Source organism: Aquisphaera insulae (assembly GCF_011064615.1).
GTDB classification, from domain to species: Bacteria; Planctomycetota; Planctomycetia; order Isosphaerales; family Isosphaeraceae; genus Aquisphaera; species Aquisphaera insulae.
Genome location: NZ_JAALJH010000003.1, coordinates 86,470 through 113,284, shown reverse-complemented (window position 1 = coordinate 113,284; position 26,815 = coordinate 86,470). Strand labels below are relative to the sequence as shown.

The 26,815-nt window shown below is 70.3% G+C and carries 23 protein-coding genes; 14 read left to right on the top strand and 9 right to left on the bottom strand.

The features are described from left to right. The first annotated feature begins 13 nt into the window (after window positions 1–13). Window positions 14–1,330, top strand: coding sequence for a DUF1501 domain-containing protein (locus tag G6O54_RS02770; RefSeq protein WP_165219925.1), 1,317 nt, complete (start codon window positions 14–16; stop codon window positions 1,328–1,330). 385 nt (window positions 1,331–1,715) lie between these two features. On the opposite strand, the gene G6O54_RS39030 is transcribed toward G6O54_RS02770, so the two are convergent. Next, a complete protein-coding gene (locus G6O54_RS39030) occupies window positions 1,716–2,138 on the bottom strand; it encodes a hypothetical protein (protein WP_250846698.1) in 423 nt (140 codons plus the stop codon). On the opposite strand from G6O54_RS39030, the gene G6O54_RS39025 reads away from it, so the two are divergent. The 7 genes from G6O54_RS39025 to G6O54_RS02735 all read left to right on the top strand — a co-directional run bounded on the left by G6O54_RS39025 (window position 2,076) and on the right by G6O54_RS02735 (window position 12,665). Further along, window positions 2,076–3,011: a HEAT repeat domain-containing protein gene (locus tag G6O54_RS39025; protein ID WP_250846697.1), complete on the top strand. Its 936-nt coding sequence runs from the start codon at window positions 2,076–2,078 to the stop codon at window positions 3,009–3,011. The genes G6O54_RS39030 and G6O54_RS39025 overlap by 63 nt on opposite strands. Before the next feature lie 331 nt (window positions 3,012–3,342). Next, a complete protein-coding gene (locus tag G6O54_RS02760) occupies window positions 3,343–4,158 on the top strand; it encodes a hypothetical protein (RefSeq protein WP_165219921.1) in 816 nt (271 codons plus the stop codon). Between the two features lie 492 nt (window positions 4,159–4,650). Beyond that, complete coding sequence (locus tag G6O54_RS38500) at window positions 4,651–5,763, top strand: hypothetical protein (protein ID WP_165219795.1); 1,113 nt, start codon at window positions 4,651–4,653, stop codon at window positions 5,761–5,763. A 127-nt stretch (window positions 5,764–5,890) separates the two neighbouring features. Further along, window positions 5,891–6,463, top strand: coding sequence for a hypothetical protein (locus tag G6O54_RS02750; protein ID WP_165219919.1), 573 nt, complete (start codon window positions 5,891–5,893; stop codon window positions 6,461–6,463). Window positions 6,464–6,815: 352 nt separating this feature from the next. Next, complete coding sequence (locus G6O54_RS02745) at window positions 6,816–10,379, top strand: Tex-like N-terminal domain-containing protein (protein WP_165219918.1); 3,564 nt, start codon at window positions 6,816–6,818, stop codon at window positions 10,377–10,379. A 210-nt stretch (window positions 10,380–10,589) separates the two neighbouring features. Then, window positions 10,590–11,801: an ABC transporter permease gene (locus G6O54_RS02740; protein ID WP_165219917.1), complete on the top strand. Its 1,212-nt coding sequence runs from the start codon at window positions 10,590–10,592 to the stop codon at window positions 11,799–11,801. Between the two features lie 114 nt (window positions 11,802–11,915). Next, entirely contained in the window at window positions 11,916–12,665 is a 750-nt protein-coding gene (locus G6O54_RS02735; RefSeq protein ID WP_165219916.1) for an ABC transporter ATP-binding protein, read from the top strand. Here G6O54_RS02735 and G6O54_RS02730 read toward each other — a convergent pair. Together G6O54_RS02730 and G6O54_RS02725 are read right to left on the bottom strand one after the other, a co-directional pair. After that, on the bottom strand, window positions 12,649–13,632 hold the full coding sequence (locus G6O54_RS02730; protein ID WP_165219915.1) for an NAD(P)H-quinone oxidoreductase: 984 nt from the start codon (window positions 13,630–13,632) through the stop codon (window positions 12,649–12,651). The genes G6O54_RS02735 and G6O54_RS02730 overlap by 17 nt on opposite strands. 69 nt (window positions 13,633–13,701) lie before the next feature. Beyond that, window positions 13,702–14,922 carry an FG-GAP repeat domain-containing protein gene (locus tag G6O54_RS02725; protein WP_250846687.1) on the bottom strand — a complete coding sequence of 407 codons (1,221 nt, stop codon included), beginning with the start codon at window positions 14,920–14,922 and terminating at the stop codon, window positions 13,702–13,704. 211 nt (window positions 14,923–15,133) lie between these two features. Between G6O54_RS02725 and G6O54_RS02720 the strand changes: the two genes are divergently transcribed. Further along, the gene (locus G6O54_RS02720) at window positions 15,134–15,610 is read left to right on the top strand and encodes a hypothetical protein (protein WP_165219914.1); all 477 of its coding nucleotides are present in this window, start codon (window positions 15,134–15,136) and stop codon (window positions 15,608–15,610) included. A 4-nt stretch (window positions 15,611–15,614) separates the two neighbouring features. Here G6O54_RS02720 and G6O54_RS02715 read toward each other — a convergent pair whose 3' ends face one another. Then, window positions 15,615–16,589 carry a S1 family peptidase gene (locus G6O54_RS02715; protein WP_165219913.1) on the bottom strand — a complete coding sequence of 325 codons (975 nt, stop codon included), beginning with the start codon at window positions 16,587–16,589 and terminating at the stop codon, window positions 15,615–15,617. 287 nt (window positions 16,590–16,876) lie between these two features. Between G6O54_RS02715 and G6O54_RS02710 the strand changes: the two genes are divergently transcribed. Continuing rightward, window positions 16,877–17,341: a TIGR03067 domain-containing protein gene (locus tag G6O54_RS02710; RefSeq protein WP_165219912.1), complete on the top strand. Its 465-nt coding sequence runs from the start codon at window positions 16,877–16,879 to the stop codon at window positions 17,339–17,341. 86 nt (window positions 17,342–17,427) lie between these two features. On the opposite strand, the gene G6O54_RS02705 is transcribed toward G6O54_RS02710, so the two are convergent. From G6O54_RS02705 to G6O54_RS02685, 5 genes are all read right to left on the bottom strand, one after another. Beyond that, on the bottom strand, window positions 17,428–19,122 hold the full coding sequence (locus tag G6O54_RS02705; RefSeq protein ID WP_165219911.1) for a hypothetical protein: 1,695 nt from the start codon (window positions 19,120–19,122) through the stop codon (window positions 17,428–17,430). A 388-nt stretch (window positions 19,123–19,510) separates the two neighbouring features. Then, complete coding sequence (locus G6O54_RS02700; protein WP_165219910.1) at window positions 19,511–19,999, bottom strand: DUF1569 domain-containing protein; 489 nt, start codon at window positions 19,997–19,999, stop codon at window positions 19,511–19,513. 16 nt (window positions 20,000–20,015) lie between these two features. Next, window positions 20,016–20,447, bottom strand: coding sequence for a hypothetical protein (locus tag G6O54_RS02695; RefSeq protein ID WP_165219908.1), 432 nt, complete (start codon window positions 20,445–20,447; stop codon window positions 20,016–20,018). Window positions 20,448–20,449: 2 nt separating this feature from the next. After that, complete coding sequence (locus tag G6O54_RS02690; RefSeq protein WP_165219906.1) at window positions 20,450–21,253, bottom strand: inositol monophosphatase family protein; 804 nt, start codon at window positions 21,251–21,253, stop codon at window positions 20,450–20,452. Window positions 21,254–21,380: 127 nt separating this feature from the next. After that, on the bottom strand, window positions 21,381–21,917 hold the full coding sequence (locus tag G6O54_RS02685) for a hypothetical protein (protein WP_165219904.1): 537 nt from the start codon (window positions 21,915–21,917) through the stop codon (window positions 21,381–21,383). A 216-nt stretch (window positions 21,918–22,133) separates the two neighbouring features. Between G6O54_RS02685 and G6O54_RS02680 the strand changes: the two genes are divergently transcribed. From G6O54_RS02680 to G6O54_RS02665, 4 genes are all read left to right on the top strand, one after another. Continuing rightward, on the top strand, window positions 22,134–23,810 hold the full coding sequence (locus G6O54_RS02680; protein ID WP_165219901.1) for an O-linked N-acetylglucosamine transferase, SPINDLY family protein: 1,677 nt from the start codon (window positions 22,134–22,136) through the stop codon (window positions 23,808–23,810). A gap of 66 nt (window positions 23,811–23,876) precedes the next feature. Further along, window positions 23,877–24,314 carry a GntR family transcriptional regulator gene (locus G6O54_RS02675; RefSeq protein WP_165219899.1) on the top strand — a complete coding sequence of 146 codons (438 nt, stop codon included), beginning with the start codon at window positions 23,877–23,879 and terminating at the stop codon, window positions 24,312–24,314. Continuing rightward, the gene (locus G6O54_RS02670) at window positions 24,311–25,276 is read left to right on the top strand and encodes an ABC transporter ATP-binding protein (protein WP_165219897.1); all 966 of its coding nucleotides are present in this window, start codon (window positions 24,311–24,313) and stop codon (window positions 25,274–25,276) included. Before G6O54_RS02675 ends, G6O54_RS02670 begins: the two co-directional genes overlap by 4 nt. Next, window positions 25,273–26,781: a transposase gene (locus G6O54_RS02665; RefSeq protein WP_165219895.1), complete on the top strand. Its 1,509-nt coding sequence runs from the start codon at window positions 25,273–25,275 to the stop codon at window positions 26,779–26,781. Before G6O54_RS02670 ends, G6O54_RS02665 begins: the two co-directional genes overlap by 4 nt. The last annotated feature ends 34 nt before the right edge of the window (window positions 26,782–26,815 follow it).

Here is a 26,815-nt window from a genome sequence, read left to right as displayed (position 1 = left end):
ACGGGAGTCAGACATGACGGACGAGTCGAGCATCGTGAAGGTGGGGATGAACGGCCAGGGCGTGGTGAGCCGCCGCGGCTTCATCCGGACGATGAGCTGGGGGATTGCCGGCCTCGCCGCCGGCGCGGGTTCGGGCGTGCTCCCCGCGACCTTCACGGACCTGATGGTCCTGAAGGCGGATGAGCTGCGGAAGCGGCAGATGGCCTGCATCCTCCTCTGGATGGGCGGCGGCCCGAGCCAGCTCGAGACCTTCGACCCCAAGCCGGGCACCGAGCACGGCGGCGCCACCAAGGCCATCGAGACCTCGGTGCCGGGGATCTCGATCGCCGAAGGCTGGGGCCAGACCGCGAAGGTCATGAAGGAGATCGCGCTCGTCCGCTCGATGACCAACAAGGAGGCGAACCATCAGCGGGCGACCTATCAGCTCCACACCGGTTACGTCCCCTCGGCCACCCTCAAGCACCCGCACATCGGCTGCTCGATCGCCGCGGAGCTCGGCGAGAGCAAGTTCGACCTGCCTCACATCGTCAGCATCGGCGGGGCAACCGCCGGGGCCGGGTTCCTTGGGGCGTCACTCGAGCCGTTCGTGATCCAGAACGCGGAACGACCGCCGGACAACACCCAGCCGAGGGTGGCCACCGACCGCTTCAAGCGGCGGCTCGGCCTGCTCAATCATCTCGAGACCGCCGGCTTCGGCACCAACGGCGGCGCCGATCGCGTGCGGGACCACCGGGCGGTCTACACGCAGACGGCGCGGATGGTGCTGTCGCCGGAGATGAAGGCGTTCAACCTCGATCAGGAGAGTCCCGCCCTGCGGGATGCCTACGGCCGGACCGCCTTCGGCCAGGGGTGCCTGCTGGCCCGCCGCCTGGTGGAGACGGGCGTGACCTTCGTGGAGGTCCGCTCGAATGGCTGGGATACGCACCAGGAGGTCAACAACCGGGTCAAGACCCTGGCCGGCCAGGTGGATCCCGCCTTCGCGACGCTGATCCGCGACCTGAAGGAGCGCGGGATGCTCGGCAAGACCCTGGTAATCTGGATGGGCGAGTTCGGCCGGACGCCGAAGATCAACGCGAACGCCGGCCGCGACCACTTCCCCCGGGTCTTCAACGTCGCCCTGGCCGGCGGCGGCGTCCGCGGCGGGCAGGTCATCGGGGCGTCGAACCCGGACGGGACCGAGGTCAAGGACCGGCCCGTGAGCGTCCCCGACCTGATGGCCTCGTTCTGCCACGGCCTGGGCGTGAACGCAACGAAGGAGGTCGACACGCCGATCGGCCGGCCCATCAAGGTCGTCGATGGCGGCAAGTTCGTGCCGGAGTTGTTCGGCTGAGATCGGGGTTCGATCGAGACGAGATGCCCGACACGCCCTTGGGGCGGTGCCCGCTCCCTCCTCCGAGGACGGTCCCGGTATGCCTTCCGTGAGACTCGCGATCCGCGTCCTGCAGGTCGTCGCCCTGATCGCGATCGCGGCAGCGTTCGCGATCGAATTCACGAGAGGACGCCCGAAGGCCGAGAACCTGGGGGCACTCCTCCTGGCCCTCCAAAGTCCCGATGCCGACACGCGCCGCGACGCCGTGCTGGGCCTTCGCCAATTGCGGCTTTCCGGAGAAGAGGCATCACCCATGGCCGTCGCCCTTGGGGATCGCCTCGACGACCGCGACGAGGGGGTCTGCGAGGCCGCCGCGGACGTCCTGGTCGGGTTGGGAACCGGCGCGTCACCGGCGGTCCCGGCGGCCTTGCGCCTGGTTCGAGGGCAGCCCGATCATGTCCGGGCTCGTGCCCTGCTCGTGCTGGCGGTCGCCGGCACACCCGAGGGGGATGGGGCGCTGGAATCGGCCCTTGGCGATGCGGAGGCTCGCGTCCGCCTTCAGGCGGTGCATGCCGTGAACGTCGCGCGGCGGCCGGCTCTCGTCCCGATGGTCGTCCGCCGCCTCGCGAGCGAACCCGATCCAGCCGTGCGGATGAGCGCCCACCGGGCCCTGGCCGCGACGGACCCGCATTCCGATCCGGTTGTCGACGCGGAGTGCCTGGGCCTGCGCGATCCCGACTTCGCCATTCGGCGCGAAGTCGCAACCATGCTTCGGAAGTCGGCGAGCCCGCGAGTGGAGGTTGCGGAGGCCCTCCGCGGGGCGATCCATGATCCGGACCCGCGGGTGCGGACCATCGCCTACGAGGCCCTGGTGGCGATCGGGCTGGCACAGCCGAAAGCCCTCTCCGTGCTCTTCGAGGCCGCGAAGGCCCCGACCACCCGTGACGAGGCGCGGATCATGGTGAAGGCACTCGGGCACAGCGAATCACTCCTTGATCGCCGCAGTGAGGCTCGGAGAGTCTCCCGAAGGGGCAGCCATCCAACGCTCTTCCGCGTCTTGCACGAGTCGGACCCTTGGCTCCGCGGGACCGTCGCCGAATTCTTGGTGAGCTACCTGGATACGCTTGAGTCGGTGTGTGGATCGGAATGTGAGGTCGATCGGGCTGAACTCATCTCCGCTCTGGCCTCGAGGTGGCGGTCTCGAGACCAGGCTATCCGCCGCCCGGTCCTGGTGCGACTGCTACGGAGTTATCCAAGGAAAACGCTCCTGTCTCTGTTCAGGACGCTGATGGAGATCGATGCAGAGTCATCGGGATCCACCCGTAGGAACCCTCGCGAAGGCGGGGGAACAAGAGTATCCCTCTTTCTGGCGACCTTGAGCCCGCGCGATCCGGCGCCCGATTACAAGTCCTTCATCAAGCTCCTGCCGGACCAGGCCCTTCGGCAACTACTTCCTGAAATCCGCGATTGGCTTTCAGATGGCGACGGGATGTCACCGTCCGAGGCGTTCTCCCTGATCAAGTGGGATCTCTTGGTCGCGCGCCAAGAGCTATTCCCGCCGGGGGGATCAACCAGGCACTGGATGCTGGAGGCCATGCAGGAGGCCGTCGGGCGTGGCGCGATGGCGGACGAGGCATACTGGATCAGCCAGGAGCTCGAGGTTTTCCATCGTCGTGGCCGGAAAACCACCCTCACGCATTGATTTTCCTCAAGGGGCCGGCACCCGCCGAAACGCTCGAGGGAGAAGTTTGACGCAAGCGGCCCTCGGGTGATGCCGATCATAGGGGATGTATCGGGAGGTCCGGTCCTCCGGCGCGGGCGTTTCGCGACGGTCGGGCCGGTTCCGGTGTCCTGGCCGAGGATCTTCGACGGGCGGTGGGGAAGGACATCCAGCCGCCAGCGGCGATCGTCGTGACAGGAGCAGCGCCCGCGTTCCCGATGGAATCCGCATGGATCTTCCGGTTCGGTTCGGTCGCACCGCCCGTGGATGCCGGCGGCGCGCAAGGCGCGAGCCTGGGAAAGGAGTTCCCCGTATGCGTACCCTCGCTCGAATTGGCCTGGGCCTCTGCGGCCTGGCGCTGGTGGCACCGTCGATGGCGAAGGCGGCCGATGATCCGGTGGCGGCCGGCGGCGAGGTCGTCACGGCCGTCGTCCAGGCGCCCAAGCATCAGCACAAGGGCCTGTTCGGATCGCGATACTGCGTCGAATGCCAGCGGGCCCGCGCGAAGAAGCGGGACGGCGTGGACGTCCCCCCGCCCCCGGCGGTCCTGCCGGCCGGTGCGATCCCCGGCCAGGTGGTGCACTCGCACGGCCAGCCCGGCGTCCCGTGCGCGGCCTGCGAGGCGGGCACGGTCGTGTCCGGCCCGGTGACGATCGTGGAGAATTACCCGGCGGGCCACGCCAGCGTCGGCGGCCCGGCGATGGCGAGCGCGAATGCCCCCGGCCATGCCGTGGTCGGCCCCGGCGAGATGAATCCGTCCGCGATGGCCGACGCCGGCCCGTCACCCGTGGGCGTCTCCCGGTCGGCGATGCCCTATCGGCCGGCCGGGCCGCAGACCGCGGCGCTCGGCACGCGTCCGGGCTCGGGCTCCAGCCCGTACGACCCGGCCGTCAAGACCTCGAGCATCCCGGCGGCCCAGACGGGCATCGACGGCGCGTCCACGGGCAGGCCGCACGTCATCGGCCACCTGATCGGCGTCAGCGGGCTGCGGCATGACATCCAGGCCAGGCGGGCGGCCCGCGGCGACAAGGCGCGGGAGGCCCACGCGGCCATCACCTACGACCCGGCGGGCCAGTCCGTCAGCGACCTGCCGGCGGAGATGGTCTACGGCAAGGGCAAGGGGCACTGAGCGGAATCGGATCGGGAGCGGGCGGCATCGGTTCGCCGCTCCCATTCGAGTCGATTCGATTTTCGGAAAAGTCCGGTCCTCTCGCCTGGCGCGGGGGATCGGACTTTCCTCGCGCGCCGGCCGTCGATTTCGGTCGAGAAGACGTCGGCAAGAGGTCGATCCACAAGGTCGAGGCCAGATCAGGGACCGAAGGCCGCCCCCGCGCCAGGCGGGGGCCGCGCCGCGGAGGACGCAGGGACCGAGGATCCCCGTGGAGCGAACGGGGATCGGGAGCGTCCCGGGGCGTCGTCGGCGCGAGCGATCGGACGCGACGGGACGGGACGGCAGCCTTGCTCATTCCTCCCCGCGATCCGACTCGCCCTCGCGACCCTGCTCGCGGCCGGGGCAGATGGCGTCGCCCGTGCGCAGGACAGCCCGGGCACACCCACCGCTTGCTCGCTTGATTCCGGACACTCCAGGAGGATCCATGGAAGTACAGGTAAGGGATTGACCATGCGTTTCGGAAAATGGCGAGGCGTGCCCCTGGCGATCACCCTGGCGGCCGTCCTCGGGCTCGGCATCAGCCGGGCGAGGGGCGACGGCTGGCACACGATGCCGCGCGAGGTCCCGGCGTATGACTACTCGACGGGCGGCGAATACTTCGCCCCGCCCGTCCCCTATGGCCACTATGCCAAGGACTATCACGCGGAGGCCGCCAAGGCCCTGGGCACGGTGACCGGGCCGATCCACGGCCTGTTCGGCAAGGCCGCGGGGCTCTTCCACGGTCACGACGGCGACGGCCACGGCCACGGCCACGGTGGCTGCGGCGATGGAGGCTGTGGCCACGGGCTGGGCTGCGGTGCGGGCGCCGGCCACGGCGCCGGCGGCTGCGGGTTCTGCCTCGGCAAGGGGCTCTTCCACGGCGACGGCTGCGGTAGCGGGCTCGGCGGCAAGGGCTGCGGCCTCTTCGGCAAGGGCGGCGACGGCCTGGCCTGCGGCGACCCGGTGACCGTCACCGGCTCGGGACACAAGAAGCACTTCGCCCCGTGCCACGCCTCCACGGTCGCGGCGACCGGCCAGTCGGCGGCCCCGGCCCCGGTCCCGACGTCCCAGACGGTGGCCCCCTCGGGCCAGTCGGCCTGCGGCGACCCGGGCTGCAAGGTCGGCGGGATCCACTCGCACCTGGGCAACCTGCTGAACAAGCTGCACTGCAAGTTCTGCGGCGGGCGGGGCTGCGGCGGCTGCGGCGGGTTCGGCATCGGCACCGCGTGCGACGCCTGCGGCGGCAACGGCTGCAATGCCTGCGGCGGCTGCGGCCTGCTCAAGAAGCTCTGCGGCCTCTGCGGCGGCAAGGGCTGCGGCTCGTGCGGCGGCAGCGGCCTCTGCGGTCGGACCTGCGGCCTCTGCGGCGGCAAGGGCTGCGCCAACTGCCTGAAGGGGCTGGCCTCCAAGGCGCACGGCCTGCTCGGTTCGGCCCTGGGCCTCTTCCACCACGACAAGTTCGAGTACTTCGTCGGCCCCGGTGGCCCGGTGCCGCTCCGGCCCGGATATGTCCCCTATATTGTCACGACGAGGTCACCTCGCGACTACTTCGCGTTCCCGCCAATGAATCCGGATGTCCCTTGACGATCTAAGAGGAAGGGACGTTTGTCGCGGTCCAGGAGGCCCGGCACCCGCCGGGCCTCTTCACGTTCGGGGCGAGTGAGCGGGAATGCGGGCCAGGATGGCCGATCCACAAGAAGAGGAGCGATCCATGCGAACGGAAGTGGTGCGATCCGCGGTCGCGGGCCGCCCGGATGGACCTGTCGTGCTCCCCGCGCGGCGGCTCCGGCGGGCGGCGACTCTGGCAGGGCTGCTGCTCGGGCTCCTGCCCGCGACGGCCCGGGCCCAGTATCCGGCCCCCAATCTCCAGGACCTGAGCGAGCGTAGCGGCCTGATGATGCGTTTCGCGGGGGTCCAGGAGAAGCTGCCCCCGGATCCCCTTCGCGACAACTTCTACAACACACGCTATGCCGACCGCGGGCTCGTGAAGCACAGGGACGGCATCAAGGATCAGGGGTTCTACGGCATGGGCTGGAAGGCCCGCCACACGGAAAGCGTCTACCCCTTCTTCTACGGCAGCCCCGGCTCCGGGAAGGTGGACTCCTCGAGCCTTCCCTGGCCCCGCCCCTTCCGTTTCTTCCAGACGGTCACCAATCCCTACCGCCCGGTCGGCATGTACTATTCGATGGGGAGCTACGTCCCCATTTATGACTTCGATGCGATCGCGCCGGGCCCCGGTCCCTACCCGTTCCCATTCTACTTCAACTGGTGGAAGGGAGGCTGAGCGGGACGCCCTTGGGCGTCCCGTCGGCCCGGGTCGAGATCGCAGCTTTGTTGAAGGCGCGTACCTGAAGGGGGCGGAAGCGAGGGCTTCCGATCCCCCTTCCTATTTTCCCCAGAACCCCGCCTGCCGGTCGCAAGCCACGATATTCCAGGACCTTGGGAACGGCGGGGCCGAACGCCGGGTGCTTGACAGGGGGGAATCGTTCCTATACATTGTCCCCACTTAATGCAAGGTGGGGGCGACATCGTGCGCCCTGACCCATGCGAGCGAGCCGCTCCCGCGGCGGGGATCAGCCGACCCGACCTGCCTCCGGGCGTCTCCGTCGTCACTCCTGGTGCAGAGTTAAGTCTCGATGGACAACCCGATTTCGGTTGACCTGGGCAGAGTCGCGCAGGATCTGCAAATTCGGCGGGTTCAGGTTGAAAGCGTCGTCCAGTTGCTGGATGAAGGGAACACCGTTCCCTTCATCACTCGCTACCGCAAGGAGCGGACCGGCAATCTGAACGAGGTTGTCATCCACGAGATCCAGGTTCGCGTCCAGCGTCTGCGAGAGCTCGCGGAGCGGAAGGCGACGATCCTCAAGGCGATCGAGGCCCAGGGCAAGCTCAACGACGAGCTCGCCGCCGCGATCCGGGCGGCCGAGAACCCGAAGCGGCTGGAGGACCTGTATCTCCCCTTCAAGCCGAAGAAGCGGACGAAGGCCTCGGATGCCCGCGAGAAGGGCCTGGAGCCGCTGGCCGCTCGGGTCTGGAACCGGGACGAGACGCTCTCCGACCTGCCCGCCGCCGCGGCCGAGTTCGTCAACGCCGAGAAGGGGCTGGAGACGCCCGAGAAGGTGCTCGAGGGCGTGGGGCACATCCTCGCCGAGGCCATCAGCGAGATGGCGGCCGTCCGCGACGCCGTCCGCAAGGTCGTCTGGAAGACCGGCAAGGTCGTCACCAGCAAGGGGGAGGTCGCCGAGGGCCAGGGGCTCGAGTACCGCGACTATTTCGACTACTCCGAGCCCCTCTCTCAGGTCCCGCCGCACCGGGTCCTGGCGATCAATCGGGGCGACAAGGAAGGCCCCCTCAAGCTCCGCTTCGAGGTGTCCCGTCCCGACCTCGAGGCCGCCTTCTTCCACCAGCTCCCGCTCGAGGGCCACCCGCAGGCCGAACTCTTCCGGGGGGCGGCGATCGACGCCCTGGATCGCCTGATCATGCCCAGCATGGAGCGGGAGGTCCGCCGGGATCTCACCGAGGCGGCCGAGCGCCACGCCGTGGACGTCTTCGCCCGCAACCTCCGCAGCCTGCTCCTCCAGCCGCCGATTCCCCGCCAGCCGGTGCTGGCCATCGACCCGGGGCTGCGGACCGGGTGCAAGGTCGCGGTCCTGGACCCCCAGGGGGGCCTCCTCGACCAGACCGTGATCTACCCCCATCCGCCGCAGAACCGCCGGTCCGAGGCCAAGATCGTCCTCAAGGATCTGGTCGGCAAGCACGGGATCGGGGTCGTCGCCATCGGCAACGGGACCGCCTGCCGGGAGACCGAGGAGCTGATCGCCGAGATCATCGCCGAGGGGACGGAGTTCAGCCAGCAGGCCGAATCCGGAGCGCTGGCCCCCGCCCCGTCCGAGGTCGAGTCCGCCGGCCCGCAAGTCCAGGCCGAGGCCGCACCGGAATCGAGCCCGGATGCAACCCCGCCCGCCGAGGGGCCGCCTGCCGCGGAGCCGCAGCCCAATGGCGAGGTGGTGCATCCGCCGGACCCGAGCACGGTGACGGAAGCCCAGCCAACGTCAACTGATGCGTCGAGCTCCCTGGGAGACGAGACGCTGCCTCCCATCGTGGGCGGTGCCCCGGACGACGAGCCGCCTCCGCACGAGGCCGAGCCGCCCGCCCCTGGCGGGGAGGGCGCCGCTCACGAACCGGTGGCCGAGGGGAGCCTCACCCCGCCCCATCTCCCGGAGCCGACCGAGCCGATCCAAACCGAGGCTGTCGCCTCGATGGTCTCCGAGGGGGGGCCGGTCGCGGCCCCGGCCCCGGACGAGGCCGTCCCCGCCGACCAGCTCGAACAGCCCGCGACCCCCCCGCCCGTGGCGGAGACGCCCGGCGAGGGAGCATCCCCCGTCGAGCCGTCGGCACCGCCCCAGGGTGAGCCGACCGGCACCAAACCGGCCGGTGAGGGCCGTCGCGGCAAGGACCACAATCGTCAGCGCGAACGCGGGCAGCGGTCCAGGCCGCCATCGTCCCCGCCGCCGCCCCAGACGCCTCCCGCCCCGCATCCGGCGGACAAGATCCTGGCGCAGCTCGCCTACGTGATCGTCAACGAGGCCGGGGCGAGCGTCTACTCGACCAGCCCGGTCGGCCGCGAGGAGCTGCCGGAGTTCGACGCCACCCTTCGCAGCGCCATCTCGATCGGCCGTCGGCTCCAGGATCCGCTCGCGGAGCTCGTGAAGATCGAGCCCCAGAATATCGGCGTCGGCCTCTACCAGCACGACGTCAACCCGAAGCAGCTCAAGGAGACGCTCGATTCGGTGATCTCGAGCTGCGTCAACTTCGTCGGCGTGGACCTGAACACCGCGAGCGTCCCCCTCCTTCGGCACGTCTCCGGCCTGAACTCGCTGACCGCCCGCCGGATCGTCGATCGCCGCAACGAGAAGGGCCGCTTCTCGGGCCGCGAGGAGCTCATCGAGGTGGAAGGGGTGGGGCCGGCGAGCTTCACGCAGGCCGCGGGCTTCCTCAAGATCCTCGGCGGTGCCCATCCGCTCGATCGGACCTGGGTCCACCCCGAAAGCTATGAGGCGGCCACGAAGCTGCTCGCGAAGTTCGAGTTCACCCCGGACGTCGTCAGCCACAAGGAGAAGCTGCCGGAGCTCCACGAGAAGCTCCGCACGGCGGATACCGCCGAGCTCTCGAAGGAACTGGGGGTGGGCGAGCTCACGCTCAGGGATATCATCGAGGCGCTGGGCCGTCCCGAGCGGGACCCCCGCGACGACCTCCCCAAGCCCATCTTCAAGCAGGGCATCCTCAAGATCGAGGACCTCGCCGCGGGGATGGAGCTGAAGGGGACGGTGCTCAACGTCGTCGACTTCGGGGCCTTCGTGGACATCGGCCTGAAGGACTCCGGCCTCGTCCACATCAGCCAGCTCGCCAATCGCTACATCAAGAGCCCGCACGACGTCGTGAGCGTCGGCGACGTGGTGACGGTCTGGGTGATGAGCGTGGATCAGGAGCGGAAGCGGGTCAGCCTCACGATGGTCAAGCCCGGCACCGAGCGCCAGCGCGGGGGACAGGGCGGACCGCGGCGGGGCGGCGAGCCGAGGGAGGGCCAGGGGCAAGGCCAGGGGCGCCGGGATCGTGGCCGTTCGCCGCGGCCGGCGGGCTCCAACCTGACCTCTCCGCCGGTCGGCGCCGCGCCGATCGCCGCACTCAACGAGGCCCCTCCCCGACGCGGTGACGGCCCGGGAGCTCACGCGCCCGGCAGCCACGAAGGGGGCGGCCATTCGGAGCGGCAGGGACACGGTCCGGGCCCGGGTCACGGGCACGGCGGTCGACCGTCCGGCCCCGGCAGGGGCGGATCCGGAGCCCGTGGCGGCGCCTTCGGGCGGTCGTCGGGCGGGCCCGGCGGCCCCGGCCGCATGGAGAGCCGGCCGCAAGCCCCTCGGCCCCAGGCCCCTCGGCCTCCCAGGCCGAGCACGCCGCCGCCACCGCTTTCCAAGGATGCCCTCGCGGGCAAGGCACCGGTTCGATCGTTCGGCCAGCTCAAGCAGCTCTGGGAGGCGCGCGACACCCCCGAGGACGAGAAGGATTCGGCCCAGGCTCCTACCGAGGCGAAGGCCGTCGAAGTCTCCCCACCCTCCCAGACGTCCGAGGCTCCCCCGGAAGCTCGCGAAACCTCCTCGCCGCCATCGGAGAGCCCCGAGGCCCCTGCCCAGGATTCCTGACGGTCCGCCGGTGGCGCCGGGGTGGTGGCTCGATCCCCCGCCGGAGGATCGCCGGGAAGTCTGCCCGTCGTCGCGGCCTCGCTGGTATCATGAGGATCGACGGCTGTCACCCGCGCCGCGAGGCGAGAGGGCCGGCCGGCCGCCCCAGGAGAAACGGGGCGCCGCGATGGACACGATCGGTGGCTTCCCTTTTGCCCGGATCGAGAGACCATGGGTATCTTCGCCTGGCGCAATTTGCTGACTCGCCCGCTCCGGACCATCCTCGCCCTGATCGGGCTCTCGGTGCCGATCCTGGGGGTGATGGGCCTTTTCAGCGTCTCGGACGCGGTCCGCAACCTCGTCGGCGAGACCCTCAGCCAGATCGACGGCCTGATCCTCACCCGCGAGAACGCCATGAGCCCGGTCGTCAGCACGCTCCCCGCGAGCCTGGCCGGCGAGCTCCGAAAACTCCAAGGGGTGCGCGCGGTCGCCCCCGAGGTCTGGGGGATCTCGCCCCCCGTCGAGGGGCAGGGCCTGCTCACCCGGGGGCTCTTCTCGAACAAGGGGATGGCCTCGCTCCTGGATCAGCCGGTGGTTTCCGGCCAGGACATCCCGGCCCACCAGAACCTCCGCAGCGCCGTCTTCCCCAGGGCGCTGAAGGACAAAGGCGAGGGGCGATTCCTGACGGAGGCCGACCGGGGCACGTCCAACATCGTCATCAGCCGGAAGCTCGCGCGCGACTTCCCTCGCCCCGACGGCAAGCCGCGGCAGATCGGCGACTCGCTCCGGATCGCCGACAAGTCGTACACGATCATCGGCCTCTACGAGACCGGCTCCATGCTCCTGGACGTGGTGATCGTCATGGACATCGACGCCGCCCGCCAGGTGCTCAACGTGGGCAAGGACACGGTCTCCAGCATCTACGTGGAGGGGAATGACCCCGGCGCCAACGAGGACCTCTCGGCCCGGATCGAGAAGGCCCACCCGGGCGTGGACGCCCGCGGCATGAACGAGGTCCAGGCCAACTTCGGCAGCCTGATGGGCCATGTGGACAAGCTGCTGATGCTCCTGGTCAGCCTGGCCCTGGTGGTCGGGATCGTGGGGATCATCAACACCATGCTCATGAGCACGACCGAACGATTCACGGAGTTCGGCGTCCTGCGGACCAACGGATGGTCGGAGGGGAACATCCTGGCTTTGGTCACGCTCGAGAGCGCCTTCCTTGGCCTCCTGGCGGGGCTCGCCGGCTGCATCCTGGCCCTGCTCGGGACGGCGATCGCCAACAGGTTCCTCAGCGGCGGGGTCCATCTTGGCGTCTCGCCGGGGACGCTCGGCCTGGGGATCGCCCTCTCCGTCGTCATGGGGACGCTCGGGGGGCTCTACCCCGCCTGGAGGGCGGCGCGTATGGTCCCCATGGAGGCCATCCGGATCGGATCACACTGAGGACGGGGCGAGGGCCCAGAGAATTCGGAGGAGACGAGCGACGAGGGGCTGACCGCATGACTCTGGCTCGCCCCTCACCCCTCGTCCCTCGCCCCTATTTTCAGAGGCCCGACGATGATAGACGTGGTGGGGGTCTGGAAGTCGTATCGAAGCGGCACCCGCATGGTCGACGCCCTGCGCGGGATCGATTGTCGGATCGATCGCGGCCGGTTCGCGTTCATCGTCGGGCCCAGCGGCTCGGGGAAGAGCACGCTCCTCTACATGCTCGGGGCGCTCGACCGCCCGACCGCCGGCAAGATCGTCGTGGACGGCCAGGACCTGATGGCGATGTCCGAGTCGGCCCAGAACGCCTATCGTCGCGAGCAGGTCGGCTTCATCTTCCAGTCGTTCAACCTGATCAGCAACCTGACCGCGATGGAGAACGTGCTGGTCCCGTTCCTGCCCCGCGGCGTGACCCAGGCCCAACGTGACCGGGCTGCCGAGCTGCTCACGATCACCGGCCTGGGCAACCGGCTGGACCATCATCCCTACCAGCTCTCCGGCGGCGAGCAGCAGCGGGTGGCCATCGCCCGGGCGCTGGTGAAGGATCCGATCCTGGTCCTCGCCGACGAGCCGACCGGCGAGCTCGACTCGAAGACCGGGGATGAGATCTATCGGATCCTCCGGTCGATGCAGGAGACCTCCCAGACGACCCTGGTCGTCGTGACCCACGACCGGCGGTTCATCACCCCGGACGACCTCGTCCTGGAGATCCAGGACGGCCGGCTCGCCGAGCAGCCCGAGCCCGCCGGGGGGAACGGAGACGGGAACGGGAACGGCGCCTCCGCGGCGGGACTCGAATCGCCCGTCAGAACGTCAGAATGACCTTGCCGAAAGACCCGTTGGAGGCCATCCGCTCGTGGGCCTCCTTGACCCGATCGGCCGGGAAGACTGCGTCGACGATCGGTCGGACCTTGCCCTCGGCCAGCCAGGGGACGACCTGGTCGGCGAAGAGGCGGGTCGCGGCGATCTTCTCCTCGAGCGGCCGCGAGCGGAGCGTCGTGCCGACGATCGTCAGCCGCTTCGTGAGCATCGCCTGGAGGTCCAGCGGAGCTTCCCGCCCCGCCAGCAGCCCCACCAGCACGAGGCTCCCGCGCGTCGCCAGCGCCTTGAGGTTTCCCGCCAGGACCTTGCCCCCCAGCAGGTCCAGGACGACGTGCACCCCCTCGCCGCCGGTCTTATCCCGGATGACCTCGGCGAAGTCCTCGTGCGAGGTGTCGATGCCGACGTCCAGGCCCAGCGGTTTGGACCGCTCGAGCTTGTCCGCGGTCCGCGACGTGCCGAAGACGGTGCAGCCCATCGCATGAGCGATCTGGGAAGCCGCCGTGCCGACGCCGCTCCCGACGGCGTGGATCAGCACGCGCTGGCCGGGGAAGAGGCGTCCCCGGGTGATCAGGGCGTCGTGGGCCGTGACGAAGACCTCCGGGACCGCCGCGGCCTGCTCCATGTCCAGGCTCGCCGGGATCGGCACGGCCATCCGCTCCTGGGTGACCAGATATTCGGCCTGCGAACCCCCGCCGACGATCCCGAAGACGCGGTCGCCGACCTTGAGCCTGCCGGTGACGTCCGGTCCCAGGGCGTCGATCTCGCCCGCGAACTCCATGCCCGGGATATCCGCCGGCACGCCGGCCGGGGCCGGGTACAGCCCCCGGGTCTGGAGCAGGTCCGCCCGGTTCAGCCCGCTCGCATGGACCCGGACGCGCACCTGGTCCCCCCGAGGCTCCGGCGTCGGCAGCTCGCGAACCTGAAGCACTTCGGGCCCGCCGACGCCCGCGATGACGATGGCTTTCATGATGAGATCGATCCTCCTCTTCCGTTGCGATTCCTCGGGCGGCCCCGATCGACGTGCCCTGCCCGGCCTTCAAGGCCTTCGATTCCAGTAGATCTTCACGTTGTGCGTGGCCCGGCCGCCGGCGATGAGGTCGGGGCGGCCGTCGCCGTTGAGGTCGGCGGAAAGGGCGTCCTCGCAGGCCATCCCGCCGTCGTCGACGGTCTGACGCGTGAATGAAATCGGGGATGATCCGGGGGTGATGTCGAGGACGAAGATCCCGGGGCCCTTCGGGCCGGGCGATCCGGCGGGATTGGGATCGCGCTGGCCGATGATCAGCTCGTCATCCGCGTCGTCGTCGAGGTTGTCACACCAGACGGCATGGCCCCAGGTGAGCGGCTCGGCGAGGACCGTGCGGGGCCAGAGCTCGCCGGCCTTCGCCGGGGGCGTATAGGCGACGACCTGGAAGCCGTGCCAGGGCTCGATCGTGGCGATGTAGGGCACGCCCGCGGCGGTCCGGCCGACCTTGATCTCGCTGGCCCCCTTGTTCGGGGTCGACGCCTGGTTGCCGGCGCCGAGCTTGGTGCGGGCCCACTTGCCGTCGGCCCCGCGATCGAGTCGGAAGACCCCCTCCCAGGCGGCCACGACCATCTCGTTGTGATGGTCGCCGTCCAGGTCCAGGATCTGGAGGTTGTGGATCGTGTGCAGCGAGTCGTCCGCGACCTCGGCCGGCCAGTCCTTGCTCGTCGGGTCGGTCGGGACCTCGAGGACGAGGACGCGCGAGCCGTTCCCCTTGCCCCAGTCCGGAGGTTTCGTGCCGCGGCCCTGGAGCGGGGCGATCACGAGCTGCGGCTTGCCCGTCCCCTTCACGTCGCCCCAGCGGAGGCGGTGGAGCGAGGGCTCGTCGTAGGCGATCGGGTGCACCTTCCAGGCGCCGGATGCATCGCGGCCGAGCCACTGGAGGGTACTCGCCCGGTTCGTGTCGGGGGGACGCCAGCCCGCGCCCAGGACGAAGTCGACCCGGCCGTCGCCGTCGATGTCGTGGGGCTGGATGCAGACGTTGTCCCGCTCGGTCGTCCCCCGGACGATGTCCCGCCGGGCCCACCCGGGGTTCTCGTACCAGACGACAGCGTCCTCGGAGACGGCCACGACGTCGGGCTTGCCGTCGCCGTTGACGTCGGCCACGGTCAGCGCATAGCAGACGTTGCCCACGTGGGGGTCGATCTCCTGGGGCTCGAAGCGGAGCCCGTCCGCCAGCGCCGGTTCGAGCATCAGTCCGAGGGCGATCGCCGTGAGGAGGGTCGGGGCTCGCATCGCGTCCTCCGCGTGGAGAGGATGTGTCCTCGGCGGGGTGTCGCGGACCGATGCGCGCGATCGACTACCCGACGGACAAGACGCCCATCGTAAGGGCGGCGACTTCTCTCCCGGAAGGGGGATGTTAGGATACGTGGGACGAGCCGGGGGCCCCAAAACCAAGAGACGATGGTGCGATCGGTCGGCCCTTCGAGCATGGGGGAGGTGGAGCTTGGCGGCGAAGGTCACGGTCTTTCCCCGCTATCTGTGCCCATCCTGCGGCGTGGGCCTGGTGGCCGACTTCCCCCGGTGGGGCGGGTGGGCGCTTTGCCCGAGCTGCGGCAGTCCGGGACGACCCCCGTCGACGGTCCGCATCATCGCGGCCCCGCCGGCGCCGGCCCTGGAGGTGATGCCCGAGGAACTGGGCCGGCCGGGAGGGCTCTTGCCGCCGCGTCCGCCGTCGCACCCGGCCCGGACGAGGATCCACCGGCCGGCCCGGGTCGTCGGCACGGCCCAGTGGATCGCGTCCACGGGGCTGTTCGTATCGGCCTTCCTCCTGCTGGTCTCCTACCTGGACCGCAAGGGCATTCACATGGCGGTCTTCGGGACCCTGGCCGCCGCCTTCTGCGTCGGGCTCATCGTCCTGCGATGGCTGTCTCGCCGGGGGACGGGGGATGGCGTCGGCGGGGACGGGCGAGCTGCCCGATAGGAGGTCACGGCCGGTCGGAAACGGCCGGCTCCGGTTCCGGCACCGACCTCGGGGACGGAGCCGCGTCCGAGGTGATCGGGGCCTCGGTCGCCGTGACCGCGGGGAGAGGAGGCCTCCGGGAGCGCCGGGCAAGGACCTCGGATCGGCGGGTCATTCGGGCGAGCCTGGCCTCGGAGCGGCTCATGATGGAGCTCAGCTCCGGGCCGTGAAGGAGCTCGAGGAGATTCTCCGCCGACGAAAAGATGCCCATCCGCCGGCCCTTGACGACCTCGGCATGACCGACGCAAACGCCTACGAGCCGCCCATCACGATCGAAGAGTCCGCCGCCGGATCGGCCGTGCTCCGGGATTCGGGCGGTCACCAGGAACGGCCGCTCGGCCCGGCTGTCGTTGAGCTCGAACCAGAGGACGTCCACCAGCCGGCTGTCCCAGCTCCCGAGCTTCGTGCCGAGGTCGATGCCCAGCGACGTCACCTGCACGTCGGCCGCCGGCTCCTCCTCGGGCTGGACGATTCGGGCGACGTAGGGGAGCGCGACGCGGCTCCGGATCCGGAGGATCGCCACGTCCGCCGAGGGGTCGATCGCCGCCTGCTCCGCCTCGAGCCGGCGCGGCCATTTCCCGGGGGTCGCCGGGGTCTTCTCGAGGCCGAGGTTGTACCGGTGCAGCTCGACCTGGATCGGTCCGTCGCCGCGGATCACGTGGCCGGCTGTGGCGACGAGGGTCTCCCCCTCGAGCGAGGCGATGATCGTGCCGGTCCCCTGGGAAGTCCCCCGGCGCACCAGGACCGTGGGGCGAAAGGTCCGGTCATTCCACCGCGATTCCGCGTCCCGTTCCCTCCGCGATCGGACGCGTTCGGCGACCTCGGCCGTCGGGCTGCGAGGGAGATCCTCCCCGGCCATGGTCGCGGCCGCGGGGGCCAGCACCAGCGCGATCGTCAGGACGGTGGACCGGAATGAGGTCGCGAATGCGAGCCGCGGCATCGCCTCTCCCGAAGGGCCGACCGGAGGACTCATGGCGATGGAGTTCCTTCCTGCGTTCGAGACGCGTCCGATCGCTCCCGCACCGGGATTCGAGCAGGGCTCCGCCTTGGCGAGCCGGATCGAATTCTATCGTGGCGAGGCGACGGGGCGGAAGAGATCCTTGAAGCGGGGCGGGCGAGATGCTTCAATCCGGCAACGGGTCTTCGCGGCCAGCCGAAGGAACCGTAGGGCCTGGGAGGCCCGACAACCTGGCCCGCCCGCTCCTAGCCACCGAGGATTTCCGTCCGATGTTGCGAATTGCTCCGAGCCTCCGAAGATCCTTCGTCGCGGCGATCGCCCTCGCCGCCTGCTGCGCACTAACCCTGACGAGCGCGCGGGCGGCGGACGAGACCGCGCCCGCCGCTGCCCTGAAGGCCCTCGAGGGGACCTGGGCCACTTCCTCTTCCGATGCCCTCGACTCCAAGTGGATCATCAAGGGGGAGACCGTCGAGGTCACCGTCAACGGCATGGAGTACAAGGGCAAGCTCAAGGCCGACGACAAGGCCAAGCCGAGCTCGACCCTGGACATCGAGCTGACCGAGGCGCCCGGCGACGCCAAGGGGAAGACCGCCAAGGCGATCTACAAGCTCGAGGGCGAGAAGCTGACCGTGGCCATCGCCGTGCCGGGCAACGACCGCCCCAAGGAGTTCGAGCAGTCGCCCGACGAGGTCTACCTCTTCGAGCTGAAGAAGGAGGCCGAGAAGAAGGGCTGAGCGGCCGACGACCCGACCCCGGGCCGGCGGCTTAGCGTCGCCGGCCCGCCCCCCGGGGCAGGTGACAAGACTCGTCTTCCGACGACTCACGGCCGCTTCTTGCCGAAAATCCGGATGTTCTCCCGCGCGCCGATCACTTCGAACCACCGCTCGGTGATCGCGTCGAGCGCCGGATCGCGGCCCCAGACGACGATCTCGTCGATCACCGCGGCGTGCTTCTCCAGGATCGACCGCCAGAGGGCCACGGCGTCCTCCGTGGCCCGGGGATCCGTCTGGAGCGCGACCCGCTCGAAATCGAGCGGGTCCGGGTGGTCGAGCCCCGGCCGGAACTGCACGGGGAAGTAATAGTGCTGCGCCTCGTAGTTGTTCCAGAGGATGTTGCCGTTCTCCAGGCCGAGCCAGCCGTCGGCGTGCAGGAGCGGGTTGGTCCGGAACCTGTCCTTGATCCCCGCCGTCAGGACGGCGATCCTCCGATTGCTCCCCACCAGGTCGCGAACGGTCGCAACCTGGCCGGCCGTCCGCTGGCTGTACAGGGCGTAGTCCCAGACGATCGCCGATTGCACGACCAGGCCGACCGTCAGGCAGCCCGCGGCCAGGCGGCCGAAGTCCCGGCCGGTCCCCAGGTCCAGCGCGGGCACCATGGCCGCGAGGGCGAGGAGGACCAGCCGCTGGGGAAGATAGCCGCCATGCGACGGGCCGAGCGTGTCGGGACTGAACAGGCCCGCGAGCAGCAGCCCGACGGCGAGGAACCGCCAGACCTCCCCCGGGCCTGCCTTCATCCCTCCCCGTCGCGAGGCCAGGAAGCCGCCGTAAAGCCAGACCACCGCCGCGCCGAAGAACCAGATCGCGGGGGCGAAGACGGCGAACAAGGGGCTGGTCCCGTCGTGGAACGGGATCATGTTCTTGACCGCCAGCGTCAGGGGATCGATCCAGGTGAGTCGGATCTTCCAGCCCGCCACGGTTCGTGGGTCGGCGATGTTCTCCCAGACCGGTTGCATCGGCCCGCCCCGCCCGGCGAGGCGAAGATAGGACGGCAGCAACCCGAGCAGGGGCAGCCCGCAGGCCATCGTTCGCGCGAGCCTTCGGAGCCGTCCGGGACCGTCCAGGGGAGCCCCCGTCGCGGACGGGGCGAAGACCGCCAGGAATCCGAGCGACAGGACCGTCAGCCCCAGGCTCACGAGGTGGCAGAAGTAGCCGACCACCAGCAACATCCCGACCCCGGCGATCGCGGCCGGGCCCAGCCGATCTCGGGCCGCCCACCAGGCCCCGAGCGTGATCGCGAAGAAGGTCGAGCCGAGGAGGAAGCTCGTGAACCCGAACAGCCAGGGGAGATTCACCGCCAGGACGGCCGCGACGAGCCCCGCGCCGATCAGGCCGCGATCGCCGCGGACGACCCATCTCAGCCAGACGATCGCCAGGGCGAAGCCGAGGAGCGTGATCGTCATCGCGATCCGGTCCGCGGTCCAGGGCGGGACGACCTTCAGGAGGATCGCCAGCAGCAGGTGGCCCGACCAGTTCGGGAGCGGCTGCCAGTGGACTTCGAAGTGCGAAGCGTAGGGCGAACCCGGGGAGAAGGACCGGGCGATGATCCCCGCGTTATAGAGATGCGCCGGGCCGTCCTGGGTGAGGAAGTACGGGACCGTCCAGGTCGCGACCAGGATCGGGCCCAGGAGCAAGGTGGTCGCCAGGCACGCCCGCCCGAGCGCCCGCGGCGTGGCCTCGTCGATCGAGAGGGGGGCGGAGAGGCCGCCCGGCGCCGGGCTTTCGGTGAGCTTGGCCAAGCAGCGATGCTCCGGTCCGGAAACGCCAGCCCGGGCCTTCCCGTCCGGCCCGCTTCGCCCCGGGGAGGGGAGAATTGGACCGGGCCGGTGGGCCCGGGTTCGGGTGCATGACAACAGGGATGACGATCGTAATGGGTCTCTTGCCGTTTCGCGACAGCCGGCAGTCGGAAGGGCTCGGAGATGCGATCGCAGCCGCAAGTGCGCGGCAAGGTCCAAAATCAAGTTGACCCGCCCCCCGCGTTCAGGCCGAGGGGTCCGACGGCAGCCGGCCAGGTGTTCCTGCCCGACTCGTTAGTAGGACTATAACGCACGAATCCGGGGTCGGCAAAAAGAATTCAAGTCGCCGGGGGCCTCCCGCGCCGTCGCCATCATCCAGGAGCGCGAATCGTCACACATCGCCCGATCTCCCCGGAGGCGTCGGGCGAAGGAAGCTCAGATGATGGGCGCAGTGGATGCACTGGAGCTGCTCGAACTGGTGTCGCGAGAGGGGCCCGAAGACGGGGTGCTCGATCGGGGTGTCGGGAAGCCCGGCGAAGTACCGGATGGCCCCGCGGAGGGCCTCGGCCTCGGCGCGGTCTTCGGGCCCGTCTTGCGGAGTCAGCGCTCCGCTCCGGGGGAGCGGGATGCCCTCGGGCATGCGGCCCCGCGCGATCACGCGGCGGGCGATGAAGGCCCCGATCGTCCGGCGGAAGATCCGGGGAAATCGTCCGGCCTCGCCCTCCAGCGAGGACTGCATCGTCCTGGCCAGGTGCTGGCAGATCTGCCCGAGGGACCACCGCCCCGAGGGGGTGTACCCGCCCAGGAGCAGGCGGTCGACCTCCGGCATCACGTCGGCGAGGCTCCGGAAGGCGAGCGGCCTCCGGTCGACACTGGGCATGTTCCCGGCTCCTCCCTCAGGCCGGCCGCTCCGCCTGGCGGCGGAGCAGCGCGATTTCCTTCTCCCGCCGGAGCCGCCGCTTCGTCTCCTCGTCCCAGTCGATATCCTCCGCCTCCAGGAAGGCGATGGCCCGTTCGCGGAGGGCCTGCGGGATGGAGACGCCGAACTCCGCGTGCCGGACGACCACGCCGGCCAGCGCCAGGCGGGCCTCCGGATCCCAGCGATCGGGCTCGGCCTCGAGCGGGCCGCCGATCATCCCCTCGAGCGCCCGGATGGCCTCCTCGAGCGTCCTCGGGCTGGCGAGCTTCTTCTGGACCTGGTCGAACGAGAGCGGATTTCGGTCATCCATCAGGTCCTCGTACTCGGCGCCGCAGGCCGCCTCGAAGCCGGCGTCGATCGCGTCGTCGGCGTCGTCGTTGTCGTAGCTCCGGACGCCCCAGTGTCCCATGGTCAGGCGTCCCCGCGAGGCGGCAGGGGGCGGGCATCTCGGACGAGGGCGGCGAGCCGCAGCGGCGGGGCCACGAACGTCGGCGACGGGACCGGGGTCCGGCCGACGAGCGTCGCCCCATCGATGGCCTCGCCGCCGAGCCTGGCGTACCGGCAACCGGCCTCGCTGGTGATCACCGCGCCGGCGGCCACGTCGTGGGTGGCCTCTCCCAGGAAGACGCACGCCTGGAGGCGATTGCCGGCCACGAAGACCTGCTCGCAGCAGGCGCTCCCCAGGTCGCGGAGCCGGCCGGGGACGGTCCTCAGGTCGAGCTTCCGCATGGCGTTGGTGCCGACGCAGATGTTGTCCTGGTTGTGGATCGTCTCGGCGTCGCGGGCGACCAGGCGTTCGCCATCCCGGAAGGCCCCCTGCCCCTTCACGGCCCAGTAGAGCTCGCCGAGCGGCGGGACGGCGATCACGCCGAGCACCGGCTCGCCGCCGTCGATCAGGCCGATGCTCACCGCCCAGAGCGGCAGCCCGTGGACGAGGTTCCCGGTCCCGTCGATCGGGTCGATCGACCACCGCCGCGGCCCCGTGCCCCCCTCCGCCGCGTACTCCTCCCCGGTGATCTGGTCGTTCGGGAATCTCGCCTTGAGCCGGCCGCGGATGAGCTGCTCGAGGTCCCGGTCCAGGTCGGTGACGTAGCTCGTGTTCGCCTTCTCGACGGGCGTCACGCTCCGGGCCCGTTCGAGTGCCAGCGCCGCCGCCTCGACGGCCAAAGCCCTCGCGAATTCCAGCTCCTCGTCCAGCATCCGTTTCTCGGCCATGTTCCAGGTGGTCTCGCGGCGGGGTAGGGCGACGTCTCTCGGCGGGATCGACGGCGTCTCCGGGGAGGGCCTTCGTCCCTCAAGCCTAAGCCAGCAGGGCCCGCGCGGGCAAGCCTGCGGCGACGGCTCAGTCCTCCTCCGCTTCCCACGAGGTCGGCAGCCCGCCGGCCTCGATCTGCGCCCGCCGCCGGGCGCCGAGCGACGTCCGGGCCATCTGCTTTAGCTTGTCCGACGGGACGTCGCGAGCCGGGCCCCCGATGCCGACGAGGCCGCCGAGGTTCCGGAGCACCTGCACCGGGGTCATGATCAGCCCCCAGGGGAAGCCCCACCAGCCCAGGATCAGGGAGGTGGCCCCGTGCTTGAGGTACTTCTTCCTGGCGCACGACACGCAGCAGACCTCCGGGTGGCTGCTCCACGAGGTGAAGACGAGCGCCGAGTAGACCCGGTGCGAGGTGTGGACGTCCACCGGCCCCGGCCCGCCGCACTTCGGGCAGGGCCCCTGATGGATCAGTCCGGCGTGCTGGTCCACCGCCTCGTCGGGGACCGCTCGCGAGGCCCGGAGTAGCGGCAGGTTGGCCGCACATTTCTGATTGCAGAACCGGAGATCCCCTTCCCTCACGCCGCCGAACAGGATGCTCGTCCCGCAGAAGTCGCACGTGGCCATCGACGAGAATCCTCCCTCGTCCCTCCGAGAATCGACGCCGCGTTCACCATATCGATGCGGCCACGGACCCCGCAACTGGCCGCCCCGGGCCGGCCGATCCTGCCGGCCGGCACCCGAGGAGACGAGCTTCGACATCCGGTATCGGACCGGGGTCCGCCGTGCGAAAATCGTCGGCCGTACGCGTCGTGGGCCGATCGAGGAAGCGGAGGACGGATCATGAGCGACGACTTCTCTCGCCTGCTGGACGAGGCTCGGGCCCATCGCGACGCCGGCCGGCTCGACGAAGCCGTCGCCGCGTATCGCCGTGCGCTGGAATCGTCGCCGGGTCAGGCCGACGCGAACGCGGAGGCGGCCGACGTCCTCCACGCCCTCGGCGATCGCGAGGCCGCCGTCGGACTCTACCGCCGGGCGGTGGCGGCGGATCCGTCCCGCGCGGGGGCCTGGTGGGGGCTCGGCTGCGCGCTCGACGCCCTGGGGGACCATGCGGGCGCCGCGGAAGCCTTCCGAACGCTCGCCGGCCTCGCGCCGGAGCACGGCCAGACCCTCCACAACCTGGGGAGGTCGCTCTACGAGCTCGGCCGGGTGGACGAGGCGATGGACTGCTTCGAACGGGCCATCGGCGCGCTCCCGGGAGACGCCGCGTGCGTCCCCCTGACCAACATGGCCATGATCGTCCCCGGCTCCTCGGCCGCGAGCCCGGCGGCAATCCTCGACTGCCGCCGCCGATGGGCATCGCGCTGCTTGCCTCAGCCGGCTCCGCCCCGCCGCGGCGCCGGATCGGCCGCACGGCCGCGGATCGGCTACGTCTCCGCGAGCTTCGATCGGCGGAACTGGATGAAGCCCGTCTTCGGCCTGCTCAACCACCACGACCGCGAGCGGTTCGAGATCCATCTCTTCTCCGACGGCCCGCCGCCCCCCGCCGGCTCCGGCTATCACGCGGACCCGCGAGATCGGTGGCACGCCACCGGCCCGCTCGCGAACGAGGCCCTGGTGGGGCGGATCGTCGCCGAGCGGATCGACGTCCTCGTCGACCTGAACGGCCACGGCCGACCGTCCCGCCTGGGCGTCTTCGCCTCGCGTCCCGCGCCGGTCCAGGTTGCCTGGTTCAACGCCTACGCGACGTCCGGCCTGGACGTCTTCGACGCGATGATCGGCGACGCCCACGTCTGCCCGCCGGGCCGCGGCGAGGAATCCCTCTTCTCCGAGCCGATCGTCCGACTGCCGGGGACCTACCTCCCCTTCGAGGTCGGCTATCCCGTCCCGGAGGTCGCGCCGCCGCCTTGCCTGGAAGCGGGCCAGACCACCTTCGGTTGCCTGGCCCCGCAGTACAAGATCACCCCCGAGGTCATCGAGGCCTGGGCGCGGATCCTCGAGATGGCCCCGGATAGCCGCTTGCTGCTCAAGAGCGTGGTCCTGGGCAAGGCCGCCGCGCGCGAGCTCGTCCGCGGCGAGTTCGCCCGCCGGGGCGTCTCGCCCGATCGCCTGACCCTGGAAGGTCCCGACGAGCACTTCGCCTTCCTGGAACGGTACGCGGCGATCGACATCGCCCTCGACACGTTCCCGTACAACGGCGGCACCACGACGATGGAAGCCCTCTGGCAGGGTGTCCCGGTCCTCTGCTTCGACGGCGACCGCTGGGCCTCACGCATCAGCGCCTCGATCGTCCGCGAGGCGGGGCTGCCGGAGCTCGTCGCGAGCGACCGCGACGCCCACGTCGCCCAGGCCATCGCGATGGCCCTCGATCCGGCCACGCCCGAGCGCCTGGCCGACCTTCGCCGCTCGCTCCGCGATCGCCTTCGCGCCTCCCCTGCGTGCGCTGCCGCCGCCCTGGCGCGGGGCATGGAGCGGATCTACGAGGACCTGCTCGCGGGCCGCCGACCCGCCGAAAGTTGACGACCGGGCCTTGACGCCTCTGTTAACTGTATTATGATTCCTAGTACGGTGAATCGAGGTGGCGTCATGCAGTATCGGATCGAGGGCTCGAGCCTGCCGATCTACCAGCAACTGGTGCGGCAGGTGCGAGAGGCGGTGGCGCGGGGGGACCTGAAGGCCGGGGGGCAGCTCCCGTCGGTCCGCCAGATGGCGCGCGACCTGGTGGTCAACCCGAACACGGTGGCGCGGGCCTACACCGAGCTCGAGCGCGAGGGGCTGGTCACCAACCGCCCCGGGCGCGGGGTGTTCGTCGCCGAGCCGCGGGACGACCGCACCAAGGAGGCGCGGCGGAAACAGCTCGTCGAGAGCCTGGACCGGTTCCTCACCGAGGCCGTGCACCTCGGCTTCTCGGAGGACGAGGTCGCGAAGCTCGTGGCGAGCCGGTCGCGGCAGTTCCAGTGGATTCCGGCTCGGCCGGCTCCGGCGGTGAAGGGCAATGAACCGGGGGGGAGGGACGCGTCATGACGCACGCGATCGTGACGAGCGGGCTGACGAAGTTCTACGGCCCGCGTTGCGTGGTGGACCACCTGGACCTGAGGGTCCCGGCCGGGGGCGTCTACGGCTTCCTCGGCCGCAACGGGGCGGGGAAGTCCACGACGATCAAGATGCTCATGGGGATGGTCCAGCCCGACCGGGGTCGGGTCGAGCTGCTCGGGCACGACGTCGCGAGCCTGCCCTCCGAGGTTCGGGGCCGCGTGGCCTACCTGGCGGAGGGGCATCCGCTCTACGGCTGGATGACGGTCGGCGAGGCGTCGCGGTTCGCCGCACGATTCCACCCGGGCCGCTGGGACGGACGGCTGCTCGCCGCGATCCTCGACCATTTCGATCTCCCCGCGCGGGCGAAGGTCAGGCGACTCTCGAACGGCCAGCGTGCCAGCCTCTCGCTGGCCCTGGCGATCGCGCCCGACCCCGACCTGCTGGTCATGGACGACCCCACGCTGGGCCTGGACACCGTGGCCCGGCGCGACTTCCTGTCGTCGATGATCCACCTGGTCCAGCGGAGGGGCCGGACGATCCTCTTCAGCTCGCACATCCTGGCCGACGTGGAGCGGGTGGCCGACCGGATCGGCATCCTCGTGGATGGCGTCCTCCGCGTCGATTGCCCGACCGACCGCTTCAAGGAGGCCGTCAGTCGGGTCGTTCTTGAGTTCCCGGGCAGGCCGCCGGCCTTCCCCGGATGCGCCGGGCTGGTGCAGTCGTGGGAGGTCGGCCATCGGCTCGAGCTCGTCATCGTCGACTTCGGCGAGCGCCAGCAACGCGTCGTCGAGTCGCTCTCGCCGCTCTCGTGGGACGTCGTGGCGATGAACCTCGAGGATGCCTTCGTGGACTACACCCGCGGGCCGCGGCGGTCGCTGCCCATCCTCGGAGACGAAATCGAGCCGGCCCCGGTGGGCGTCGGCGCCGGTGACCAGGGAGGTGCCGCATGAACACGGCAACGGGACATCGCTCGCTCTCGCGTTCCCTCCTGCTCGCCGGGACGATCGCACTCGGCTTCGCCACGCTCTGGCTCGTGCTGCTGGCCTGGATCGGGGCGACGGTCCTGGAGTCCCGGCGGGACGGCATCCGTCCCCCGGTCGAGCGGGCCGCGGTCGCGGCGGATGGCACGCCGCTGATCGAGCTCTACTCCTACGACGACCGTGACCAGGCGAAGGTGACGTACCGCGAGGCGGACGGCCGGGAGCGAGTGATCCAGGATCGCCGCGACCTCCTCGGGCCGATCACCCTGGGCGGAGAACTCGACGGGGAGGCGACGGGAATGCAGGCGGGATGGCCGGCCAGAATCCGCCCGTTCGAGGACGAGAACGCGCCCGAGCGTGCCTGGTATTTCGTGCACGACGGGAAGGCGGACGGGTCGGGCGAGTTCATCCTCCACGACCGCAGGAACAGGCGAGAGATCGGCCGCCTGGGCCTGGCCGGCTTCCGCGACGGTCCGTTGCCACCGGCCGAGCGGATCCCCGTCCTCGGCGAGGTTGCCCTCAATTACTCGTTCTGGAGTTCCGCCCCCTTGTCGATCCACTCGCAAGGCCCGTCGTCGTTGCGGCCGACGGCGTCGGACATTCCGCCCCACCTGGTTTTCGTCCCCTCGGGGGACACGCTGCGAGTCGCCGACCTCGCCGCTCGCACCACGAAGGCGATCTTCCAGGCGCCCGAAACGATCGCGTCGGTCGGCGTGCCGACGCTTTGGTCCTACTTCCAGTACGGGAAGGAATCGACGGCGTCTCGGCCGATCCTGGTGAGAGCCGGATCGACGGTCTACCGGCTCGACCGCGGTGGCAAGGTGGCCGGCACGTTCCAGATCCCGGCGGACATCGATCGCCGATCCGGATTGAGCTGGTACGAACTCGACGACGGCCGGGCGCTCGTCGAGTACGCGGACCCGTCGGACCTGGGCGTCGACTCCCCGGCCCCGACACAGCGGGTCACCTACTTTCGAGTCGATCCGGACGGCAAGATCACCGGTAAGGAACAGCTCACGATCCGGACACAGTCGGGATGGGGGAGGAACCGGCGCGCGGAGGCGGCCTACACGGCGGCGGTGATTCCGGCGCCCGCCTTGCTGCTGGCCGTTTACATGTTCCTGGCGACGCGGGCAGACCCTCGGCGGAGCCTCTCGGCGGATCTCTGGGCGCTGCTGTCGGCCAACTGGGCGGCACCGGTGGTGGTCCTTGCCCTCGCCGCGATTCTTGCCCTGGCCGCCTGGCGGTGGTCCCGGGGGTTCGGCCTCTCGCCCCGCGAACGCGCCGCCTGGGCGACCTTCGTGCTCCTCCTCGGAATCCCGGGTCTCGTCGGATTCCTGCTCCATCGTCGCTGGCCGGCACGTGTGAGCTGCCCGGCTTGCGGCGAACGGTCGTCGTGCGACCACGACGCCTGCGCAAGCTGCCGAGAGCCCTTCCCGGCACCGGCCCTCAAGGGGACCGAGATCTTCGCCTGAGGCACCTCGGTGCCGGACATCCGGATGAATCCTG

Coding starts and splice junctions, on each gene's coding strand:
- G6O54_RS02770 (WP_165219925.1), top strand. CDS start 14: ATGACGGACGAGTCGAGCATCGTGAAGGTGGGGATGAACGGCCAGGGC.
- G6O54_RS39025 (WP_250846697.1), top strand. CDS start 2,076: ATGCTTCGGAAGTCGGCGAGCCCGCGAGTGGAGGTTGCGGAGGCCCTC.
- G6O54_RS39030 (WP_250846698.1), bottom strand. CDS start 2,138: ATGGATCGCCCCGCGGAGGGCCTCCGCAACCTCCACTCGCGGGCTCGC.
- G6O54_RS02760 (WP_165219921.1), top strand. CDS start 3,343: ATGCGTACCCTCGCTCGAATTGGCCTGGGCCTCTGCGGCCTGGCGCTG.
- G6O54_RS38500 (WP_165219795.1), top strand. CDS start 4,651: ATGCGTTTCGGAAAATGGCGAGGCGTGCCCCTGGCGATCACCCTGGCG.
- G6O54_RS02750 (WP_165219919.1), top strand. CDS start 5,891: ATGCGAACGGAAGTGGTGCGATCCGCGGTCGCGGGCCGCCCGGATGGA.
- G6O54_RS02745 (WP_165219918.1), top strand. CDS start 6,816: ATGGACAACCCGATTTCGGTTGACCTGGGCAGAGTCGCGCAGGATCTG.
- G6O54_RS02740 (WP_165219917.1), top strand. CDS start 10,590: ATGGGTATCTTCGCCTGGCGCAATTTGCTGACTCGCCCGCTCCGGACC.
- G6O54_RS02735 (WP_165219916.1), top strand. CDS start 11,916: ATGATAGACGTGGTGGGGGTCTGGAAGTCGTATCGAAGCGGCACCCGC.
- G6O54_RS02730 (WP_165219915.1), bottom strand. CDS start 13,632: ATGAAAGCCATCGTCATCGCGGGCGTCGGCGGGCCCGAAGTGCTTCAG.
- G6O54_RS02725 (WP_250846687.1), bottom strand. CDS start 14,922: ATGCGAGCCCCGACCCTCCTCACGGCGATCGCCCTCGGACTGATGCTC.
- G6O54_RS02715 (WP_165219913.1), bottom strand. CDS start 16,589: ATGCCGCGGCTCGCATTCGCGACCTCATTCCGGTCCACCGTCCTGACG.
- G6O54_RS02710 (WP_165219912.1), top strand. CDS start 16,877: ATGTTGCGAATTGCTCCGAGCCTCCGAAGATCCTTCGTCGCGGCGATC.
- G6O54_RS02700 (WP_165219910.1), bottom strand. CDS start 19,999: ATGCCCAGTGTCGACCGGAGGCCGCTCGCCTTCCGGAGCCTCGCCGAC.
- G6O54_RS02695 (WP_165219908.1), bottom strand. CDS start 20,447: ATGGGACACTGGGGCGTCCGGAGCTACGACAACGACGACGCCGACGAC.
- G6O54_RS02690 (WP_165219906.1), bottom strand. CDS start 21,253: ATGGCCGAGAAACGGATGCTGGACGAGGAGCTGGAATTCGCGAGGGCT.
- G6O54_RS02685 (WP_165219904.1), bottom strand. CDS start 21,917: ATGGCCACGTGCGACTTCTGCGGGACGAGCATCCTGTTCGGCGGCGTG.
- G6O54_RS02680 (WP_165219901.1), top strand. CDS start 22,134: ATGAGCGACGACTTCTCTCGCCTGCTGGACGAGGCTCGGGCCCATCGC.
- G6O54_RS02675 (WP_165219899.1), top strand. CDS start 23,877: ATGCAGTATCGGATCGAGGGCTCGAGCCTGCCGATCTACCAGCAACTG.
- G6O54_RS02670 (WP_165219897.1), top strand. CDS start 24,311: ATGACGCACGCGATCGTGACGAGCGGGCTGACGAAGTTCTACGGCCCG.
- G6O54_RS02665 (WP_165219895.1), top strand. CDS start 25,273: ATGAACACGGCAACGGGACATCGCTCGCTCTCGCGTTCCCTCCTGCTC.